9 protein-coding genes are annotated in these 22,239 nt (G+C 69.6%); 8 read left to right on the top strand and 1 reads right to left on the bottom strand.

Annotated elements, in window-relative coordinates:
* The first annotated feature begins 62 nt into the window (after positions 1 to 62).
* Complete coding sequence (locus tag F5544_RS26415) at positions 63 to 728, top strand: TetR/AcrR family transcriptional regulator (RefSeq protein ID WP_238846677.1); 666 nt, start codon at positions 63 to 65, stop codon at positions 726 to 728.
* 1 nt (position 729) lies between these two features.
* Here the strand turns inward: F5544_RS26415 and F5544_RS26410 are convergent, their stop codons facing one another.
* Positions 730 to 1,500: a TSUP family transporter gene (locus F5544_RS26410; RefSeq protein WP_167475677.1), complete on the bottom strand. Its 771-nt coding sequence runs from the start codon at positions 1,498 to 1,500 to the stop codon at positions 730 to 732.
* An 85-nt stretch (positions 1,501 to 1,585) separates the two neighbouring features.
* Here F5544_RS26410 and F5544_RS26405 point away from each other — a divergent pair, with 85 nt between their 5' ends.
* The 7 genes from F5544_RS26405 (at position 1,586) to F5544_RS26375 (ending at position 22,234) form a co-directional block, all read left to right on the top strand.
* Positions 1,586 to 2,770: a sensor histidine kinase gene (locus F5544_RS26405; RefSeq protein WP_167475676.1), complete on the top strand. Its 1,185-nt coding sequence runs from the start codon at positions 1,586 to 1,588 to the stop codon at positions 2,768 to 2,770.
* An 18-nt stretch (positions 2,771 to 2,788) separates the two neighbouring features.
* A complete protein-coding gene (locus F5544_RS26400) occupies positions 2,789 to 3,448 on the top strand; it encodes a response regulator (protein WP_167475675.1) in 660 nt (219 codons plus the stop codon).
* 85 nt (positions 3,449 to 3,533) lie between these two features.
* On the top strand, positions 3,534 to 4,019 hold the full coding sequence (locus F5544_RS26395; protein WP_167475674.1) for an FxsA family protein: 486 nt from the start codon (positions 3,534 to 3,536) through the stop codon (positions 4,017 to 4,019).
* A gap of 72 nt (positions 4,020 to 4,091) precedes the next feature.
* A complete protein-coding gene (locus tag F5544_RS26390; protein ID WP_167475673.1) occupies positions 4,092 to 4,331 on the top strand; it encodes a ribbon-helix-helix domain-containing protein in 240 nt (79 codons plus the stop codon).
* 158 nt (positions 4,332 to 4,489) lie between these two features.
* Positions 4,490 to 6,085, top strand: a complete 1,596-nt coding sequence (locus F5544_RS26385) for an amidohydrolase (protein WP_167475672.1) — start codon at positions 4,490 to 4,492, stop codon at positions 6,083 to 6,085.
* A 188-nt stretch (positions 6,086 to 6,273) separates the two neighbouring features.
* Positions 6,274 to 7,911 (top strand): apolipoprotein N-acyltransferase, encoded by a 1,638-nt coding sequence (gene lnt / locus F5544_RS26380; protein ID WP_167475671.1) that lies wholly within the window; start codon positions 6,274 to 6,276, stop codon positions 7,909 to 7,911.
* Positions 7,912 to 8,272: 361 nt separating this feature from the next.
* Positions 8,273 to 22,234 (top strand): non-ribosomal peptide synthetase, encoded by a 13,962-nt coding sequence (locus F5544_RS26375; protein WP_238846676.1) that lies wholly within the window; start codon positions 8,273 to 8,275, stop codon positions 22,232 to 22,234.
* Positions 22,235 to 22,239 lie beyond the last annotated feature (5 nt).

The raw sequence follows: 22,239 nt of genomic DNA, 5'->3' as shown, positions 1-22,239 counted from the left end.
CAGCGGCGCGCGCGAAACTCCGCCTACCGCAACTACGTTGCCGAATGCCGTAGGGTGCCCGCGTGCCGCCATCCGCCCTCCGTGACCGAAAAAAGGACCGTACCCGCCGCGCCCTGCTCGAGGCAGCCGTCGAGCTGTTCGAAACCAGAGGCTATGAGGCGACGACGGTGGCCGATATCGCCGCCGCCGCCGAGGTCGGCACCCGCACCTTCTTCAACTACTTCGCCAGCAAGGAAGAGCTGCTCTTCCCGGAGCCGGACGAACGGGTGCGGGCCGCGGTCGCCGCCATCGCGAGCCGCCGCTCCGACGAGCGGCCGGTGGAGGTGCTGCTGCGTGCGCTACGCGCGGCGGGCGACAACCCGGGCGACCACCTGGTCGACGATCTCGGCGCGCGCATCGCCGGTGTGCGAGCGCAGGTTTCGCGCACGGTGCCCGCGGTGAGCGGCCGCGCGGCGCACGCGCAGCTGGTCGCCCAGCGCGAGATCGCCAGGCAGCTGCACGCCGCGTTTCCGCAGGAGTTGGACGAGGTCGGCGCCGCCGCGCTGGTCGGCGCGGTGGTCGGCGCCGTATCCGGCGCGCTGACCGTGCTGTTCCAGGGACCGCACGCGGGCGCGGAGGACGGGGAGCGGCTGCACCGCCGCATCCACGAAACCACCTCCCGGGTGCTGCAGCCCTGGTTGTCGACCACGTGCACGCACGGGGAGCATTCGCGCTCGACGACGTCCTGAATCAGGCGTTGTATTGCTGCCAGCCCAGTTTGACCACCATCACCACCACCACGATGAGCAGCACGGCGCGAATGAACTTCGCGCCGTTGCGCATCGCCATATGCGAGCCGACGATCGATCCGGCGATATTCACCGCCGCCATGGTCAGGCCGAGTACGAACATGATGTGCCCGGTCGCGCCGAAGTAGATCAGCGCGCCGATATTCGAGCCGCAGTTGATCACCTTCGCCATCGCGGCGGCGCGCACGAATTCGGTGCCGAGCATGGTGGCGAAGGTGATGATCAGGAAGGTCCCGGTGCCCGGCCCGAGCAGGCCGTCGTACCCGCCGATGAGCCCGGCGGCAAGGCCGATCACCAGCAGCGTCTTGCGCCGGGTCGGCGGATGGGTCGCCATGGTGACGCCGATGGACGGCCGCAGCGTCACGAAGACGGCGACGCCGGCCAGCACCACCATCACGATCGGGATGAACAGGCTCTTATCGATCAGTGAGACCGCCGCCGCGCCGCAGGCCGCCATGAGCGCGGCGATTCCGGCCGCGGGCAGCATGATTCGCCACTGGATCGGCACCTTTCTGGCGAAGGTGAGTACGGCGGCGCCGGTGCCCATCACGGACGAGAGCTTGTTGGTGCCGAGCGCGGTCTGCGGTGCGATGCCGGGCATCACCAGTAGCAATGTCGGCAAGACGATCAACCCGCCGCCGCCGACCACCGCGTCGACCCATCCCGCCCCCGCCGTCGCCACCAACAAGACTGCCCAGTCCGTAACACTCACGCGGCAAGACAATCAGACGTGGGACGACCACCCGAGAACCAGGGCGCGGCAGCATCGGTGTCATCTGCGCATTTAGGCTTGTCACGTGCGCCGCTTCAGCCTGTGGCTTCGCGAGAAGCCCATGATCACCGATGCCTTGCTGGCGCTCGTCGTATTCCTGTTCGACCTGCTCGCCATGGGCGACAGCAAACAGAAGGCGCTCTATCTCGTCACCGGCCTGATGCTGGTGATTCCGCTGGTGTTCCGCCGCACCTACCCCCGCGCGACGGCGATCGCGCTGCTCGCGCTGTCCATGGTCGTCGCCTGTCTCGGCTACCTGTTCGATGTCCGCGGCGTACAGCATCCGGCGCTCATCGCACTCGGCATCGCGCTGTACACGCTGGTCGCGTATGTCGGCAGGCGCGAAGGGCTGTGGTACCTGCTCGGACTGATCCTCGCCTACGTCGCGGGGTACGGATTGGTCTCGGTGCCCGACGGTGGCATGGATATCTTCGTCACCGCACTCCTCTACGCGCTGTGCTGGACGCTCGCCGAATTCGTCGGCGCTCGGCACGCGTACGACGCCGAGGTCGCGGCCCGGCTCGCGGTGGCCGACTACGACCGGGAGCGCCGGGCGCACGACGCCGTCGCCGCCGAACGCACCCGCATCGCCAGGGAACTGCACGATGTGGTCGCGCACGCGGTGAGCGTGATCATCGTGCAGGCCGACGGCGCGCGGTACGCGCTTCGCCAGCACCCGGACGCGGCCGAACAGGCGCTGGCCACCATCGCGGGCACCGGCCGGGAGGCGCTGCGCGAACTGCGCCGCACCGTCGCGCTGCTGCGCACCGAACACGCGCCGGATCAGCTGCCGCAGCACGGCACCGCCGGACTGGCCAAGGTCGTCGAGATGATGCGCGGCACCGGGCTCGCGGTGGAACTCGAGATGACCGGCCAACTCGACGAAATACCGCCCGAGGTGAGCCTCGGCGTGCACCGCATCGTGCAGGAATCGCTGACGAACACGCTGCGCCACGCGGGCGACCATCCGATGGCGTGGGTGCGAGTGTGGCGGCGCGACAACGAGGTTCGAATCGAGGTCGTCGATTCCGGCGGGGTGCCGATGCGCGCTCTCGCCAACGGCGACCGCATCCAGGGCAGCGGGCTGGGACTGGTCGGCATGCGGGAACGGATCGCGGTACTCGGCGGAAATATGGAGGCGGGCCGCTGCCCGGACGGTGCGTGGAAGGTCACCGCGACCATTCCGCTCGCGCCGGAGAACCGCGAATAACCCGATAGATTGGGTGCCGTGCCGATCACCGTACTCGTAGTCGACGACCAGGAACTCATGCGCATGGGGCTGAAAATGGTGCTCGGCGCGCACCCCGACCTGGAGGTGATCGGCGAGGCCGCCAACGGTGCGGAGGCCGTCGCCCGCGCCGCCGAACTGCGGCCCGACGTGGTGCTGATGGATGTACGCATGCCGGTGGTGGACGGGGTGACAGCCACCGCCCGCATCATCGAGGCGGGCGACGGCGTCCGGGTGCTGGTGATGACCACCTTCGACCTCGACGAGCACGCACTCGGGGCGCTGCGTGCGGGGGCCAGCGGATTCCTGCTGAAAGATACGCCGCCCGAGGATCTGGTCTCCGCGATCCGCAGCGTGGCGGCCGGGGACGCCGTCGTCTCGCCGAAGGTGACCAAGCGGCTGCTGGACCGGTTGATCGCCGAGGATCCGGGCCGCACCCGGGATCCCGGCGTACTCGACGTGCTGACCGCGCGGGAACGTGAGGTGCTGGAGCAGATCGCGGCCGGGCGATCCAATGCGGAGATCGCCGAACAGCTGTTCCTCTCCGAGGCGACGGTGAAGACGCACGTCGGCCGGGTGCTGACGAAACTCGGTCTGCGCGACCGGGTTCAGGCCGTCGTGCTCGCGTACGAGACCGGGCTGGTGCGGCCCGGCGGGTGACCCGCTCAGCGAGTTATCAGGTGAATCCGGGAGAAAAATCGCGGCGCGCGACGTTGGAACGGGTAGATCGTCCGAAAGGATCGCCATGCCCGCCCTGCTGTTCGTCCTCTACGTGGTCGTCGAACTCGCCGCGCTGTTCGCCGTCGGCGCCTGGCTCGGCGTCGTACCCGCCATCCTGCTGCTGATCGCCGGATCCGCCGCGGGCATGCTGCTGATCGGCTCGCAGGGCAGGCGGGTGTTCGAACAGTTCCGCCGCGCGGGCCGCGGCGAGATCCCGCCGGGCACCGCGGTCGCCGACGGCGCGCTGGTGGCGGCGGGCGGATTCCTGATGTTCGTGCCCGGGCTGGTCACCTCGGTGGCCGGTCTGCTGTTGCTGCTGCCGCCCACCCGATTCCTGGTGCGGCCGCTCGTCACCGCGTTCGCCGCGCGACGGTTCGGCCGGTTGGTGACGGCGAGCGTCCCGTACCGCGGCGTGGTGATCGACGGCGACGAGATCGTCGACGCCACCGTGGTGCGCGAGTACTACGACGACGGCCAGGGCAACGCGCACCGCGCCATCGGCCCCGCCTGAAAAAACCGGACACCTCGGACAACCGCGAGTTGTGCTCTCGCGTATGCCATCCGGCGGGACTATCGTTCCTGCGTGGCCACCACACAACTCACCATCACCGTGGACGAGGAGCTGGCCGCAACCGTCAGGCGCGCGGCCGAAACCTCCGGACAATCGATCTCCGGATTCGCCGCCGCTGCCCTGCGATTGCGACTCATCGCGATGGACACCGGCACCACGCCGGTAGCCGCTCATACCCGCAGCTGTGATTCGTTGGCGTACAACGACGTTGTGGCGCTGCTGGCGCTGCCCTGTGACGAGAGCACCGGGTGAGGTAGGTCCTGCGAGGCGGCGAGATCGTCCGGCCGCGTCAGGTTGGTCGTATCGCCCCAGATCGGCTCGAGGTGCATTGGCTCGGCCGGATGGTGTGGCTCACGTCGAGGACTACCGCATGCCGTCGGCGGACCGGGGCGCTGGCAGACTGATGCACCGTGAGTACCCAGTTGCTGATCGGCGGTCGGATCTACAGTTCGAGTTCACCGGATGCGACGGCGATGGCCGTCACCGACGGAACCGTGGTGTGGCTCGGCGCGGATCAGCCGGGGCGGGCACTGCACCCCGACGCCGAGATCATCGACCTCGACGGGGCGTTCGTCGCGCCCGCCTTCGTCGATCCGCATGTGCACGTCACCGCGCTCGGCCTGAAGCTGACCGGGCTCGACCTGTCGGCGGCGCGGTCGCTCGCGCACTGCCTCGAACTGCTGCGCGACTTCGCGAACGCGCATCCGGACGGCACCGTGCTGGGTGACGGCTGGGACGAAACCACCTGGCCGGAGGGCAGACCGCCGACCCTCGACGAGATCGACGCCGCGGTCGGCGCGCGGCACGCCTACCTGTCGCGGATCGACGCGCATTCGGCGGTGGTGTCGACCGCGTTGCTCGACGCGGTGCCCGGCGTCACCTCGGCCGCCGGATACACCCGCGGCGAGCCGCTGCGGGCCGAGGCACACCATCTGGTGCGCGCTGCCGCGCGCGCGGAAACGACTCGCGCGCAACGGGATCGGGCCCGCCGGGCCACGCTGGACCAGGCCGCCGCGCAGGGCGTCGTCGCGGTGCACGAATGCGGCGGGCCGGAAATCGCCGGGCGCGAAGACATTCGGGAACTGCTTGCATTCGAGCACGGCGTGGAGGTGCGCGCCTACTGGGGCGAGGCCGTTCGCACCGCCGACGAAGCGAAGTCTCTGGTCGCCGAACTCGGGGTGCACGCGCTGGGCGGCGATCTGTTCGTCGACGGTTCGCTCGGCTCCCGCACCGCCTGGCTACGCGAGCCGTACACCGACGGAACTGGTTCCGGCACAAGCTATCTCGATGTCGACACGATCACCGCACATGTGCGTGCCTGCACCGAGGCCGGAATCCAGGCGGGCTTCCATGTGATCGGCGACGCGGCGATGGACGCGGTGGTCACCGGCTTCGAACGGGTGGTCGCCGAATTCGGCGGCCCGGCCGTCGCCGCCCGCGGCCACCGCGTGGAACACGCCGAAATGCTGACCGCCGAACAGATCGCGAAACTCGCCTCCTGGGGTGTAATCGCCAGCGTGCAACCGGGTTTCGACGCCGCATGGGGTGGCGCGGACGGTATGTACGCCGCCCGCCTCGGCGCCGAGCGCGCCGCCGCGCTCAACCCGTTCGCCGCCATGGCCGCCGCGGGTATCGCGCTCGCGATCGGATCCGACGCCCCCGTCACCCCGCTGCATCCGTGGGCGGCGGTGCGCGCCGCCGTGAACCACCACAACCCGGCCCACGTGCTCTCCCCGCGCGCCGCCTTCGCCGCCGCCACCCGCGGCGCCTGGCGCGCGGGCGGCGTCCGCGACGGCATCGCGGGCACCCTCGTCCCCGGCGCCCCCGCCTCGTACGCGATCTGGTCTGCCGACGAACTCGTCGTCGCGGCCGCCGCCGACTCCGTCCAACGCTGGTCCACCGACCCCCGCTCCCGCGTCCCCGGCCTACCCCGCCTCGACCCGGACGCCACCCTGCCCACCTGCCTGCGCACCGTCCACCGCGGCGTCACGATCTACCAGGCGTAGCGGTTCGCGGGAAGCCAATTGCCGCCCGCACCCCGGATACCTACGTGTTCAAAGGTGAGTCAGAGGTTGCCGCACCCTGTCTTCGAACCGTGCATTGGTTGTACGGGGTGTGCCAAATAGGGACGGGGTGCGGCGGTTATCGACGAACCGAATCGGCCGAACTCGGCCGGATATGCGAGGCTGTGCGCATGGGTTCGGAGCTGCTCGAGGAGTCGCGGTTGCGCATCGGGGCCGGGACGGCGTTGCTCGGGCGGTATCCGGTGCTGGTGCGTTCACTGGGTGCGGTGCTCGGTGGCCTTCTTATATATGGCAGCTTTCCGCCTCGGCCGCTGTGGTTCCTGGCACCGTTCGGCATCGCGATGTTGACGCTGGCCGTGGGCGGGGTAGGAAAGCTGCGCGGCGGTTTCGGGTACGGCTTCCTCGGCGGGTTGGCGTTCTTCGTGCCGTTGCTGCCGTGGACCGGCATCTATGTCGGGCCGGTGCCGTGGCTGGCGCTGTCGGCGGTGTGCGCGGTGTATGTCGGGCTGTTCGGGCTGCTCACCAGGCTGCTGCGCGGGCTGCCGGGCCGACCGCTGTGGGTCGCGCTGGCCTGGACGACGACGGAATGGGTGCGGTCGAGTTTTCCGTTCGGGGGATTCCCGTGGGGCCGTTTGGCTTTCGGGCAGGCCGACGGTTGGTTCCTGCCCCTCGCGGCATACGGCGGCGCACCGCTGGTGAGTTTCGCGGTGGCGCTGACCGGGACCGGTATCGCGGCGCTTGTCCTCGCGCCGCGCGGCATCGACGCAGGTAGGCTGCCGCTGAAGCTCGGAATTATCACTGCGACAGCGACTTTCGCTATCATGCCTCTCGCCGGGGTGATCCTTCGGCCAACGCTGCCCGGCCCGGAGGACGGCTACCGGACGATCACGGTCGCCGCCATCCAGGGCAGCGTGCCGCGGCTGGGCCTGGACTTCAACGAGCAGCGCCGCGCGGTGCTCGACAATCACGTCCGGGAGACGTTGGAGCTGGCGCGCCAGGTCGCGGCCGGGCAGGCGCCGCAGCCGGATGTGGTGATCTGGCCGGAGAATTCCTCGGATATCGATCCGCTGCGCAACTCCGATGCCGCACAGCTCATCACGCAGGCGTCCGAGCGGATCAAGGCCCCGATCCTGGTCGGCGCGGTGCTGGTGAACGATAACCGCACCACCACCAATTCGGTGATCGTGTGGAACGGCGCGGCCGGGCCGGGGGAGCGGCACGACAAGAAGATCATCCAGCCGTTCGGCGAATATCTGCCGATGCGCGGCTTCTTCCGGCTGTTCTCCGAATATGCCGATCGCGCAGGGTATTTCGTTCCGGGTACGGGTTCCGGCGCGGTGCATGCCAACGGCATCGATATCGGCGTCGCCACCTGCTACGAGGTGGCCTTCGACCGCGCCTTCCGCGATTCCATGCACGCGGGCGCGCAGCTGCTCACCGTGCCGACCAACAACGCCACCTTCGGCGATTCCGAAATGACCTATCAGCAGCTGGCCATGTCCCGTGTCCGCGCGGTGGAGCACGGCCGGGCACTGGTGGTGGCGGCGACCTCCGGGGTGAGCGGCATCATCACCGCCGACGGCGTGGTCCGGCAGCAGACCGCGAAGTTCGTGCCCGCCGCGCTGGAGGCGCGACTCCCGTTGCGCGACACGACGACTCTGGCCACCCGCCTGGGGCCGGTTCCCGAATACCTCTCCGTTATCCTGTGCGCGGCCGGGGTGCTGTGGGCCGTGGTCCTGCGCCGAAATGCGCGGCGCGCCAGCGCCGTCGACCGGTTGCCCGAGACTAGCCAGGCCGTCGCGGACTAACCGAACATCCGGTAGGTTCCGTGGCCGGTGTGACCAACGGGTCTTTCGCGTGCCGGGAGAACCTGTTCGCCAGCGTGTAGCCGAAATGCGCACGCTGCGCCCTTCTGATGTGGGTTTGCTGGCGATTTCTATTGTCCGACCGCCGCTTCCATCATGTTTGCGGAGATGTAGCCAATGAAAATGGCCTACCGCCAATGTGGTTGGAAGGGAAACAAATCGTAAACGGTGCCAATCCGGCCGATGTGATGCTCCGAATCATAGGGCGTGGATCACGTCCGACGACTGGCGCTTGCGTGCCCGGCGGTGGCGATGCTCGGGGAGTTGCGGGGAGATGCGTCAACAGCGGCAGAAGGAGTGATTGATGAGTTCATTGGCCACCGATCGGGTCGCCAAATGCACCTCCGGCGAATTCTCGGCACAACCATTCGCGCTCACACCCGCCCAGACCGCACTCTGGTATGCCCAGCGCATTCGCCCCGAAGTCCCGCTGACCATCGCCCAGTACGTCGAGATCCACGGTGATCTCGACGTCGGGCGGCTGCTGTACGCGATCGAACGCTTCGGCTCGGAGACCCAGGTCGGCCATGTCCGGCTGATCGAAATCGACGGTGTGCCACATCAGCTGGTGGATCCGGCCCGCAGGCCGGGCTGGGCCAGGATCGACCTGCGCGGCGAGGCCGACCCGCATGCCGCGGCGCTGCGCTGGATGAACGAGCACGCCAGCTCGCCCATCGATCTGGAGCGCGACCCGCTCACCACCAATGTGGTGCTGCGGACCGGGGATTCGGATTACATCTGGTACGCGCGCGCCCATCACATCGTCATCGACGGCTACGGCGCGATGAACGCGTGCACCCGAACCGCGGAGATCTACACCGCGGTGGAGGCGCGCACCGAACCGGTCAGCTCGCGCGCGACCCCGCTGGCACAGCTGTACGCCGACGAGTCGAACTACCGGGAATCCCAGCGTTTCCGCACCGACCGCGACTACTGGCTCGAGCAGTTGGCCGGCGCGGGCGGTCCGGTCAGCCTGGCGGCCAGCGGCAGCCCGGCGCATCCGGACGCGGGCAGGCGCATCGCCACCGGCGTACTCGGCGCGGCCGCGATGGCCGCCACCGAGGGCTTCGGCACCCAGATCTCGACCCTGTTCGTCGCGGCGTTGGCCGGATATGTGCGTTCGGTGACCGGCAATCCGGATGTGGTGCTGAGTCTTCCGGTGTCGGCGCGTACCACGGTGTCGTTGCGCCGGTCGGCGGGTGTGGTGTCGAATGTGGTGCCGATTCGGTTGAAGTTCGCCCCGCACACCACGATTCGCGATCTGGTGAAGGCGGCGGAGTTGCAGATCACCGGTGCGCTGCGGCATCAGCGTTACCGGCACGACGATATCCGGCGCGATTGCGGCTATTCGCGGGATGCGCGTGGGTTCTTCGGTCCGATGGTCAACATCATGTTGTTCCACCATGAGTTGCGGTTCGGCGGTCTGGTCGGGTCGCTGCACGTGCTGTCGACCGGTCCGGTGGAGGATCTGTCGGTCAATCTGTACAACGGTGCGGGCGGGCGCATCCATGTCGATTTCGAGGCCAATCCGCGCCTGTACGGTGAGGCCGAGGTGCAGGTGCATCACCGTCGGTTCCTCGATTTCCTCACCAGATTCCTTGCCGCGGAACCGGATACGCCAGCCGAGCAGCTGTCGGCGATCACCGCCGATGAGCGTGAACTCGTGCTGCGCCAATGGAATTCGACCCGGACCGCGCCGCAGCAGGGCACACTGGCCGGGTTGTTCGCCGATCGGGCGGCCATCTGCCCGGACGCGATCGCGCTCGAATTCGATGACAGCGCAACGGCCCACCCGTCGCCCGACCACCGCCCCCCAACGAGTCGCTTCGCGACGCTGGCCCACCCGTCGCCCGACCACCGCCCCTCAACGAGTCGCTTCGCGACGCTGACCTATGGCGAGCTCGACCGGCAGGCGAATCGGCTGGCCCGGCTGTTGATCGCGCGTGGCGCGGGCCCGGAGACCACGGTGGCTCTGTGCCTGCGGCGCAGCCTGGAGCTGGTGGTCGGGATGTACGCGGCGGTGAAGGCCGGTGCGGCGTATCTGCCGCTGGATCCGGAACATCCGGCCGACCGGATCGAGCAGATCCTGGCCCAGGCCGACCCGGTATGCGTGCTCACCGCCGCGGGCGACGGGCTCGCCCTCCCGGCGGGCACACCGCAGCTGGCCGTCGACGCGCTGGATCTGCGTGAGGTCGACGACCGTCCGATCACCGATACCGACCGCCGTGCGCCGCTGCGCGCCGATCATCCGGCGTATGTCATTTTCACTTCGGGTTCCACCGGAAAACCCAAGGGTGTCATGGTGACTCACGCGGCGATCGTGAACCGGTTGCGGTGGATGCAGCACGAGTATCCGCTCGACGGTAGCGATGTGGTGTTGCAGAAGACCCCGGCCACTTTCGATGTGTCGGTGTGGGAGTTCTTCTGGCCGTTGCAGATCGGTGCACGGCTGGTGATCGCCGCGCCGGACGGTCATCGTGATCCGGCGTATCTGGCCGGGTTGATCGCTGAGAAGGGTGTGACCACGGCGCATTTCGTGCCGTCGATGCTGTCGGTGTTCGTCACCGACACCGATGTGCGTGGCTGCGCGAGCCTGCGGCGGGTGTTCTGTAGCGGTGAGGCGTTGCCCGCGGCGACCGTGCGGGATTTCCGGGCGGCGCTGCATGGCGGCCCCGAGTTGCACAACCTGTACGGGCCGACCGAGGCCGCGGTGGATGTCACCTATTGGCCGTGCCCGCCCGATCCGGAGTCGGTACCGATCGGTGCGCCGGTGTGGAATACGCAAACCTATGTACTGGATTCGCTGCTGCGGCCGGTGCCGCCCGGGGTGGTGGGCGAGCTGTATCTGGCCGGTGTCCAGCTGGCCCGCGGCTATCTCGGCCAATCCCGGCTCACCGCGGAACGTTTCGTGGCCAACCCGTTCACCAAGGGTGCGCGAATGTACCGCACGGGCGATCTGGCGCGCTGGCGGCCCGACGGCGGTGTGCTGGAATACTTGGGCCGCACCGATTTCCAGGTGAAGATCCGCGGCCTGCGCATCGAACTCGGCGAGATCGAGGCCGCCCTGCTGGCCGACGCGCGGGTCGCGCGTGCGGTCTGCATCGCGCACGAGGGGCGCAACGGCGCCGAACTGGTCGGCTACGTGGTCGCCACACCCGCGGCCGGGGACGCGTTGGATACCGCGGCCCTGCTGGCCGCGCTGCGCCGCACCCTGCCCGGCTACATGGTGCCCGCGGTGCTCATGCGCCTCGACGAACTACCACTCAGCGCCAACGGCAAAATCGATCGCAAAGCGCTGCCCGCCCCCGAGACCGCGGGGCAGCGGGCGGGCCGCGCCAGCGCCGAACCACGCACCGAGGTCGAGCGGGTACTCGCCGTCGTCTTCGCCGAGGTACTGGACCGGCCCAGCACCGAAATAGGCGTCACCGACAGCTTTTTCGACCTCGGCGGCAATTCGCTGAGCGCGGCCCGCGCGGTCGCGCGGATCAATGCCGCCCTCGGCGCCGGACTCACCATCCGCGACCTGTTCGAAACCGGCACCATCGCCGCACTCACCGAACACTTCGCCACCCACAATCCGGACACCGCATCGCCGCGGCTGGTCGCGGGCCCTCGGCCCGAACACATTCCGCTCTCGCTGGCGCAGCAGCGGCTGTGGATCCTGAACCGCTTCGCCGAACACGCCGCCGCGTACAACATGCCGCTCGCGGTGCGGATCAACGGACCGCTGGACGCCGCGGCGCTGCGCGCCGGTCTCATCGACGTGATCGAGCGGCACGAAAGCCTGCGCACCACCTTCCCGGAGGGGCCGAGCGGACCGCACCAGGTGATCCACCCGGCCGCCGAAATCCCGCTCACCATGGACCCGATCGATGCGGCGAGCGCCGACGTGCTGGAGCTGGCCACCGAATTCGCTGGCTACGGCTTCGATTTGCGCGGCCAAGCGCCGATTCGCGTCGCGCTGTATCGGATCGCGCCGGACCGGCATGTATTTCTCGTTGTGCTGCACCACATCTGCGGTGACGGCTGGTCGATCGCGCCGCTGGCCCGCGACCTGATGACCGCGGTCGCGGCCAGGGCCGCGGGGGCGGCGCCGCAGTGGATACCGCTGCCCGTGCAGTACGCGGATTTCGCGCTCTGGCAGCGCGAACTGCTCGGCGAGGAGGCCGATCCGGCCAGCGCGCTGAGCAGGCAGCTGGCCTACTGGCGCGGCGCGCTCGCCGGACTGCCCGACCAGCTCGACCTGCCGCTGGACCGCCCGCGCCCGCTGCGCCGGTCCACCGCGGGCGGCCGGGTCCCGTTCGCCATACCCGCCGAAATCCGGCGCGCCGCAGTCGAATTGGCGGCCGGCCGGGGTGTGAGCATGTTCATGGTGCTGCACGCCGCGCTGGCCACCCTGCTGGCCCGGCTGTGCGCCACCACCGATATCGCCATCGGCACCCCCATCGCGGGCCGCTCCGATCCGGCGCTCGACGATCTCGTCGGCATGTTCGTCAATACGCTGGTGCTGCGCACCGAGGTGGATCCGGCGGCGGGCTTCGACCGGATGCTCGACATCACCAGGGAGACCGACCTCAACGCCTTCGCCAACCCGGACGTCCCGTTCGAACGGCTGGTGGAGGCGGTGAATCCGGAGCGCTCCGCCGCCCGGCATCCGCTGTTCCAGGTGATGCTGTCCTACGACCGCGCCCCCGAACTGCGCATCGACCTGCCCGGCGTGCACGCCGAGGTGCTGCCGATCGACGCCGATATCGCCAAATTCGATCTGCGGCTCGAGGTGCACGACAGCCTCGCCGACGGCCCGCTGACGGCCGAATTCGGTTATGCCACCGATATTTTCGACAAACATACGATCGAGGGATTCGCCCGCCGATTCATCGCGGTGCTCGGCGCGGCGGTCGCGGCGCCGCAGCTGCCCGTCGGCGATATCGGGATCCTGGACCGCCGGGAGAGCGCCAACCTGGTGCCCATCGCCGGCTCGCCCGCCGAACCGTCGATCACGTTGGCGCGCTTGCTTTCCGACACCGCGGAACGGGTACCCGACGCCGTCGCGGTGCGTTACCTCGGCGTCGACACCACCTACCGGGAACTCGACGAGACGTCGAATCGCCTGGCGCGCACGCTGATCGAGCACGGGGCCGGGCCGGAGGTGGTGGTCGCGGTCGCGCTGCCGCGCAGCCTCGACTCCATCGTCGCCGTCTGGGCCGTCGCGAAAACCGGTGCGGCGTATGTGCCTATCGATCCGGGCTACCCGGCCGAGCGGATCGGGCATATGATCGCCGACTCCGGCGCCATGCTCGGCATCACCGTGCCGGACTGCCTGGCCGCCATGCCGTCCTGGCCCGCGGGCACCCGGGGCAAACACCGCAAGTCCTACGTCGACTGGCTGGTGCTCGGCTCCGCCGAATTGGCCGCGGAATCGGCGCGATTCGGCGTCGCGCCGATCACCGACGCCGAGCGGCACCACCCGTTGCGCACCGGGCACCCCGCGTACCTGATCTACACCTCCGGATCCACCGGCAAGCCGAAGGCGGTGATCATCACCCACGCCGGGCTCGCCTCGCTGGCGCATGAGCAGATGCACCTGTTCGGCGTCACGGATTCGGCTCGGACACTGCACTTCTCGTCGCCGAGCTTCGACGCGTCGGTGCTCGAGCTGCTGCTCGGCTTCGCCGCGGGCGCCACCGTCGTCGTCGCCCCCGCCGGCATGTACGGCGGCGCGGAACTGGCGGCGCTGCTGCGCACCGAACGGGTGACGCACGCCTTCATCACACCCGCCGCGCTGGCCACGGTGCCCAATGCCGACCTGCCCGACCTGGAGGCGGTGCTGGTCGGCGGCGAGGCGTGCGGTGAGGAACTGGTCGAGGCGTGGACCGCCGGGCGCCGCATGCACAACATGTACGGCCCGTCCGAGGCGACCGTCGCGGCCACCGCGACCGGCCCGCTGGTCGCGGGCCACCCGGTGCCGCTCGGCCTGCCGGTGCGCGGCATGCGGCTGTTCGTCCTCGACGCCCGATTGCATCCGGTGCCGCCGGGCACCCCCGGTGAGCTGTACCTGTCCGGCCCCGGACTCGGCCGCGGCTATCACGGTCGTTACGGCCTTACCGCGCAACGCTTTCCGGCCAATCCACACGGCCGCCGCGGCGAGCGCATGTACCGCACCGGCGATCTCGTCGTCGCCGACGCCAACGGCAGGCTGCGCTTCCTCGGCCGCGCCGACGACCAGATCAAGATCCGCGGCTTCCGGATCGAGCTGCGCGAGATCGACCACGTGCTGCGCGGACATCCCGGCGTCACCTTCGCGCTGACCGTCGTGCACACCGACGAGCACGGCCAGCCGCGCCTGGCCGCCTATCTGACCGGCGCCGCCGGACTCGATCCGGCGGCGGTCACCGAGACCGCGCGCCAGCGGCTGCCCGGGTATATGGTGCCCGCGGCGATCACCGTGCTCGACGAGCTGCCCGTCACCCCGGCGGGCAAGCTGGACCGAAAAGCATTGCCGGAACCCGTTTTCGCGGCGTCCGGCCCGTCCCGCGCACCGGTGACCGAACTGGAGTGCCGGGTCGCGGACGTCTTCGGCGCGATCCTCGGCCACCCGGTGGCCGGCGCCGAGGACAGCTTCTTCGAGGTCGGCGGCAATTCGCTGCTGGCGACCCGGCTCGCGGCGGCGCTGCACGCCGAATTCGGCGTCGAGCTGCCGGTGCGGGTGATCTTCGAGGCGCCGACCGTCGCCGGAGTGGCCGTGCGGATTACGGAAGCGCCCCGGACGCAGCGGCTGGCGCTGGCTGTGCACACCCCGCGTCCGGGACGCCTTCCATTGTCGCTGCCGCAACAGCGACTGTGGTTCCTGAATCGATTCTCACCCGAATCGAGCGCGTACAACATCGCTTTCGTCATCAGGATCGCGGGTGAATTGGATGTCGACGCGCTGCGCGCCGCCCTCGCCGACCTGGTGGAGCGGCACGAGGTGCTGCGCACCATCTTCCCGGAGGACAACGCCGGCGCGCACCAGGTGGTGCTGCCGACCGGCCGCGCCCTCCCGGCGCTCGAGCCGGTCGACGCCGACGACACGGGAGCCCGGGAACTGCTGCGGACGATGGCGCAGCGCGGATTCGATCTCGTCCGGGCGATTCCGCTGCGAATGATGTTGCTGCGCACCGGATCCGAGCGTCATCTGCTCGGTATCGCGATCCACCACATCGCGGCGGACGGCTGGTCGCTCGGGCCGCTCACCCGCGATCTGGCCGCCGCGTATATCGCCAGGCATCAGGGCGCGGCGCCGTCCTGGCCGCCGCTTCCGGTGCAGTACGCCGATTTCGGGCTCTGGCAGCGGGCCTGCCTCGGCGACGAACACGATCCGCACAGCCTGGCCCGCGCTCAACTCGACTACTGGCGCACCGCACTCGCCGAACTCCCCGAGGAGCTGCCGCTCCCATACGACCGCCACCGGCCCGCTGAGCCGACCCAGGAGGCGGGCACCGTGCGGTTCACGGTGCCCGATCCCGTCCAGCGGGCGCTCGCCCAGCTGGCGATGGAGCAGGGCGTCAGCCTGTTCATGGTGCTGCGGTCGGCGCTCGCGGTGCTGCTGCGCTTCGTCACCGGCGGCCGCGATATCGCCATCGGCACGCCGGTCGCCGGGCGCACCGACACCAAGCTCGACGAACTCGTCGGTATGTTCGTGAATACGCTGCTGCTGCGCTCGGATGTCGATCCGGACAGCAGTTTCGCGGCACTGCTTCGCGCCGACCGGGACACCGAACTCGCCGCGATGGCGCACGCCGACATCCCGTTCGAGCGGGTAGTGGAGGAGTTGGGTCGCGGGGCGCGGTTCCAGGTGGCGCTCTCGGTGCAGGACGGTCCGGTGCCGATCCTGGAGCTGCCCGAACTCGCCATCAGGGCCGAGGAACTCGATATCGCGCGCGCGAAATTCGATCTGGAGCTGCGGGTCGCGCATATCGGCTGCGACGCCGGTCCGGGCGAACCCGGTCGAGCATTCGAATTCGTCTACGCCGCAGAGCTTTTCGACCAATCGACGATCGAGACCCTGGCCGACAGGTTCCTCCGGGTGCTCGCCGCGATCACCGCCGACCCAAGGGTGCTGATCCGCGATATCGACGCGCGCACCGAGACCGAGCGCAGGCGGTTCGCCCCCGCGCTCGGCGGCCCGACCACGCCGCAGTGCACCCTCGCCGCGTATTTCACGGCCACCGCGCATATGCATCCGCACCGGCCCGCGCTGCGGTCCGGAACCACCGTGCTGACCTACGGCGAACTCGACGGCCGCTCGAATCGCCTGGCGCGGGCGCTGATCGAACGCGGCATCGGCGCGGGCGACCGGGTCGCGCTCGGCCTGACCAGATCGATCGAATCGGTGCTCACCGTGCTCGCGGTGGCCAAATCCGGCGCCGCCTTCGTACCGGTCGACCCGAACTATCCGGTGGACCGGATCCGGCACATGCTCACCGATTCCGGTTGCCGCGTCGGGGTTTCCGTCGCCGCGCACGCCGAGCGGCTGCACGCGGGCGACGGTCCGACGACTGAATGGTTGCTGCTGGACGACCCGGCCGTCGCCACCGAACTCGACGGCTACTCCGAGGAGTTGATCGACGATCGGGAGCGCTGGCTGCCGCTGCGGGCCGACGAACTCGCCTACGTCATCTACACCTCGGGTTCCACCGGAAAACCCAAGGGCGTCGCGGTAACTCACGCCGGGTTGTCCAATTTCGCGGACGAGATCCGCGAGCGCATGCGGGTCGACCGCAACGCGCGCACGCTGCACTTCTCCTCACCCAGCTTCGACGCGGCGGTATTCGATCTGCTGCTCGCGGTCGGCGCGGGCGCGACGATGGTGATCTGCCCGCCTGATATCTACGGCGGCGACGAACTGGCCGCGCTGCTGGAATGCGAACAGGTCAGCCACACCTTCATCACCCCGGCCGCGCTGGCCACCATCGACCGGGACCGCTGGCCGCTGCCGCAGCTGCGGTCGATCATGGTCGGTGGCGAGGCGTGCGGGCCGGATCTGGTGGCGCGCTGGGCGCCGGGCCGGATGCTGCTCAACGGCTACGGTCCGACGGAAACCACTGTCGTCGTTACCATTTCGCGTCCGATGACCCCTGGACAGCCGATCACCATCGGCACCCTGGTGCGCGGCGCGCGGGCGCTGGTGCTGGACGAGCGGCTGCGCCCGGTTCCGGTGGGTGTGCCCGGTGATCTGTACCTCGGCGGATTCGGTGTCGCCCGCGGCTATCTCGACAGGTTCGGGCTCACTGCGGCCCGGTTCGTCGCCGATCCGTACGGGCCTTCGGGTTCGCGGATGTACCGGTCCGGCGATGTCGTGCGCTGGAACGCCGTCGGTGAGCTGGTCTACCTGGGACGCAGCGATCATCAGGTGAAGGTGCGCGGGTTCCGCATCGAACTGGGCGAGATCGACGCGGTGCTGGCCGGGCACGCCGGTGTGCGGTTCGCGCACACCGAGGTGCGGCAGATCGCGGGTGCGGCGCGGATCGTCTCCTACGTACAACCCGCCGAAGGGCGCGGATTCGATATCGGCGCGGTGCGCACGCACGCGGCGGCACAACTGCCCGCGCACATGGTGCCCGCGAGTATCACCGTGCTGGAACGGATTCCGCTCACTCCGGTCGGCAAACTGGATACCGCCGCCCTGCCCGAACCGGAACTCGTTGCGGCAGTACCGGATCGGATGCCGGAGACGGCGTCCGAGCAATTGGTCGCGCGGGTGATGGGCGAACTGGTCGGCGCCGATCGGATCGGCGCCGGCGACAGCTTCTTCGATATCGGCGGAAATTCGCTGCTGGCAACGCAACTCGTGGCCCGGCTGGCGGCGGCCACCAATATCCGGCTGGAGGTGCGGACGGTCTTCGCCGCGCCGACCGTCGCCGGACTGGCCGCGCTGCTCGACGGCGGCACCGCGGGCGACGCCCGCCCCGGACCGGTCAAGCGGGTGCGTCCGGAGCGAATTCCGTTGTCGGCGGCCCAGTATCGGCTGTGGTTCCTCAACCGGTTCCACGCGGGCGACAACACCGCCGCGTACAACATTCCGGTCGCGCTGCGGATGACCGGGCCGCTCGACGTCATCGCACTGCGCGGCGCGCTGCACGCGGTGCAGGAGCGGCACGAAACCCTGCGCACCGTCTTCCCGGAGCGCGACGGCGAGCCGTGCCAGCGCGTGCTGGAACCGGAGGTGGCCGCCGTCCCGCTGACCACCCTGGTGGTCACCGAGGCCGAAATCACGGACACCGTGCGGCATTTCGCCGCCGCCGGCTTCGATCTGGCCAATACCGTCCCCATCCGGGCCACCCTGCTGGAGCTGAGCGCGACCGAACACGTGCTGGTGCTGGTGGTGCATCACATCGCGATGGACGGCTGGTCGCTGCAGCCGCTCGCCGTCGATGTGGCCACCGCGTACCGGGCGCTGGCCGCGGGTCGGGCGCCGGACTGGCCCGAGCCGGATATCCAGTACGCGGATTACACACTGTGGCAACGGGATACGCTCGGCACCGAGGACGATCCGGATTCGGTACTGCGCACCCAGCTCGACTACTGGCGCCGCACGCTGGCCGACGGCCCGGAGCTGCTCGCCGTCCCGGCGGACCGGCCGCGCCCGCCGACGCCGTCCTATCGTGGCGGTACGGTGCACTGCGCGGTGGACGCGTTCACCCATCGCGGGCTGCGCACGGTCGCCACCAGCAACAACGTCAGCATGTTCATGGTGCTGCACGCCGCGCTCGCGGTGCTGCTGTACCGGATGACGGCCACCGACGACATCACCGTCGGCACCCCGATCGCCGGTCGCGGACATCCCGCGCTGGACCGGATGATCGGCATGTTCGTCAACACGCTCGTGCTGCGCGCCAGGGTCGATCCCGGCGCCCGGTTCACCGATCTGCTGCATGCGGTTCGTGACACCGACCTGGACGCGTTCGCGCACGCCGACCTTCCGTTCGAGCGGTTGGTCGAGGTGCTGAATCCGGTGCGCTCGCAGGCGCATCACCCGCTCTTCCAGGTGATGCTCTCGGTGCAGAACGAGCCCGCACGGGTGCTCGAGCTGCCCGGGCTGCGCATCGAGGCGGCCGACGTCGACACCGGCGTCGCCAAATTCGATCTGCAGTTCACCTTCGTCGAGCAGTCCGGATCCGCTGCGGCACAGCGTGATCCGGGCGGTATCGCGCTCACGGTGAGCTACGCCCGCGACCTGTTCGACGAGGCGACGGCGCTGCGGCTCGGCCACCGGCTGGTCCGGCTGCTGTCCTCGATCGCGGCGGATCCCGTTGCCGCCGTTGGCGATCTGGACCTACTCGACCCGGCCGAATGGTCCGGGCTCGCCCCGGTGCGCGGTGCCGAGGCCGACCGGCCGGTCACCTTCCCCGAGGTATTCGCCGCCGCGGCGAACGCCGACCGGGAGGCGGTCGCGCTGTCCGCCGATGGCACCCAGGTCACCTACGACGCGCTCGACCGGTGGACGAACCGGATGGCCCGAGTACTCATTACCCACGGCGTCGGTCCGGAAACCCTTGTCGCGCTCGGAATTCCGCGTTCGGTGGAATCGGTGGCCACCATGCTCGCGGTGGCCAAGGCCGGTGCGGCGTTCGTACCCGTCGACCCGCTGTACCCGGCGCAGCGCATCACCCATATGCTCACCGATTCCGGTGCGGCGCTGGGCATTACGCTCACGGCCCATCGGGAGAACCTGCCGTCGGCCGCGAACTGGATCGTGCTCGACGATCCGGAATTCCGGGCCACCGTGCTCGCGGCGCCGGACGGTCCACTCGACCCGCGCGAGCGGATCACTCCGCTGCGCGTCGACAATCCGGCCTACGTCATCTACACCTCCGGATCCACCGGCACACCCAAGGGCGTGGTGGTCACGCACGGCGGCCTGTCCAATTTCGCGGCCGAGACCGCGGCCCGGTTCGAGGTCCGGCCCGGTTGCCGCGTACTGCATTTCGCCACACCGAGTTTCGACGCGGCGATGCTGGACCTGCTGTTCGCGCTCGGCGGCGCGGCCACCCTGGTGATCACTCCGCCCGGCGTGGTCGGCGGGGCGGACCTGCGGCAGGTGTTCATCGACGAAGGCATCACACACGCCTTCATCACCACCTCCGCGCTGGGCACGGTGGATCCGGCCGGCGTCACCGAACTGCGGCATGTGCTGGTCGGCGGCGAGGCGCTGCCGCCGGATCTGGTCACCAGGTGGGCGCCCGGCCGCAACCTGTACAACGTGTACGGGCCGACGGAAACCACCATCGTCACGGTGATTTCGGCGCCGCTGACGCCCGGCGGACCCATCACCATCGGCGGCCCGATCCGCGGCGTCGGCGCGACCATCCTGGACGGGCGGCTGCATCCGGCCCCGATCGGCGTCACCGGGGAACTGCACCTCGCCGGGGCCGCGCTGGCCCGCGGCTACCTGAACCGGCCCGGCCTGACCGCGCAGCGGTTCGTCGCCAACCCGTTCGGCAAACCGGGTGAGCGCATGTACCGCACCGGCGATCTGGTGCGCTGGTGGACGGGCGGCGACCGGGAGATCGAATACGTCGGCCGCACCGACTTCCAGGTGAAGATCCGCGGTTTCCGCATCGAACTCGGCGAGATCGATGCGGCGCTGGCCCGGCACCGCGACGTCGAATTCGTCACCACCATCGGTCACCGGACGCCGGCGGGTGCGATGGCGCTGGTCTCATATGTCAAGCCGCGCAACGGGACCGCACCCTCGGTGGCCGAACTCACCGAACACGTCGCCGAACGGGTGCCGAATTACATGGTGCCGCAGGCGATCATGCTGATCGACGAGGTGCCGCTGAATCCGGTCGGCAAACTCGACCGGAAAGCGTTGCCGGAGCCGGTGTTCACGGCGGCCGAGGGTTACCGCGCACCGGCGACGCCGACCGAGGCCGCACTGTGCGCCGCGTTCGCCGCGGTGCTCGGCATGGATTCGGTGGGCGCCGACGACGGCTTCTTCGAGCTGGGCGGTAATTCGCTGCTGGCCACGAAGGTCGTTGCCCAGCTGCGGGATTCCGGAATCGATCTGCCGGTGGCGCTGATGTTCGGCGAGGCGACCCCGGCCGCCATCGCGGCCAGGATCGATGGGCACGGCGCGGACGCCATCGCGGCGACGGCGCTGGCGCCGGTGTTGCCGATCCGGGCGAGCAGCTCCGCCATCGCGGCCCCGCTGTTCTGCGTGCATCCGGCGATCGGGTTGGCCTGGTGCTACTCCGGGCTGGTCGGTCAGCTGCCGCCGGAACGCCCCGTCTACGGATTGCAGGCACCGCACGTCGCGGGGGCGGAGAGCTTCGATTCGATCGCCGAGGCAGCGGAACACTATGTGGCCCATATCAAGTCGGTTCAGCCGGACGGTCCGTACCACCTGCTCGGCTGGTCGCTCGGCGGCCTGATCGCGCACGAGGTGGCCGTGCGACTGCAGGCGGCGGGCGATCGGGTCGCGCTGCTCGCCATGCTGGACAGCTACCTGCTCTCCGGTGAGCTGTTCGAGCGGGCCGTGCCGACCATCGCCGAGATCATCGGCGAATTCGGCGGCGATCTCGCGGCCGGCCTCGATTCGGCGACGGATCTGCACGCCGCGGCGGAACTGCTGCGCTCGCGGCCCGGTCCGTTCGCGGCGCTGACCGTCGACCACCTCGAGCGGCTCTACACCGGCTACACCAACGGCACGGTGCAGGCCAACGGGTTCCGGCCCGGCGTCTTCGACGGTGACCTGCTGTTCTTCACCGCCGCCGACGACGAGATCAACCGGGCCCATCCGGAACGCCGGGCCGCCGCCTGGCTGCCGTACATCACGGGACAGGTCGAGGATCACGAAATCCGTTGCGTCCATGCGGCGATGACGACACCGGAGGCGCTCGCGGTGATCGGCCCGGTGCTGCGGCGCCATCTCGCGGCCGAACCCGATGCCAGGGCGATCGTCGAACCGCTGAAGCGCGGCAAGGCGCGTACGGCGGGGGAGCGGCGCCGGGATCGCGAGCTCGGCGAATCTCCGGAACCGCTGGAGGGATACGCCCCGGCCAATCCGGGACAGCTTCCGGTGGGCCGCATTCCGGGTACGCCCGCCGATCAGCTCGACGGCCGGGTGACCGCGGAATCCGGGCAGCGGCTGGTGCCCGGCGTGCTACCACCGCGCGGAAAGGCGCAGCCGCGCAACGGGTCCGCCGCCGACGGCGACCATCCCGACGAACACCTGTCCATCGACTCGCCCGTGCGCGCCCGGCGAAAGGAGACACGGCAGTGAGCATG

It is taken from the genome of Nocardia arthritidis (genome assembly GCF_011801145.1).
GTDB classification, from domain to species: domain Bacteria; phylum Actinomycetota; class Actinomycetes; order Mycobacteriales; family Mycobacteriaceae; genus Nocardia; species Nocardia arthritidis_A.
This window is presented reverse-complemented; position numbering and strand designations above follow the sequence as displayed.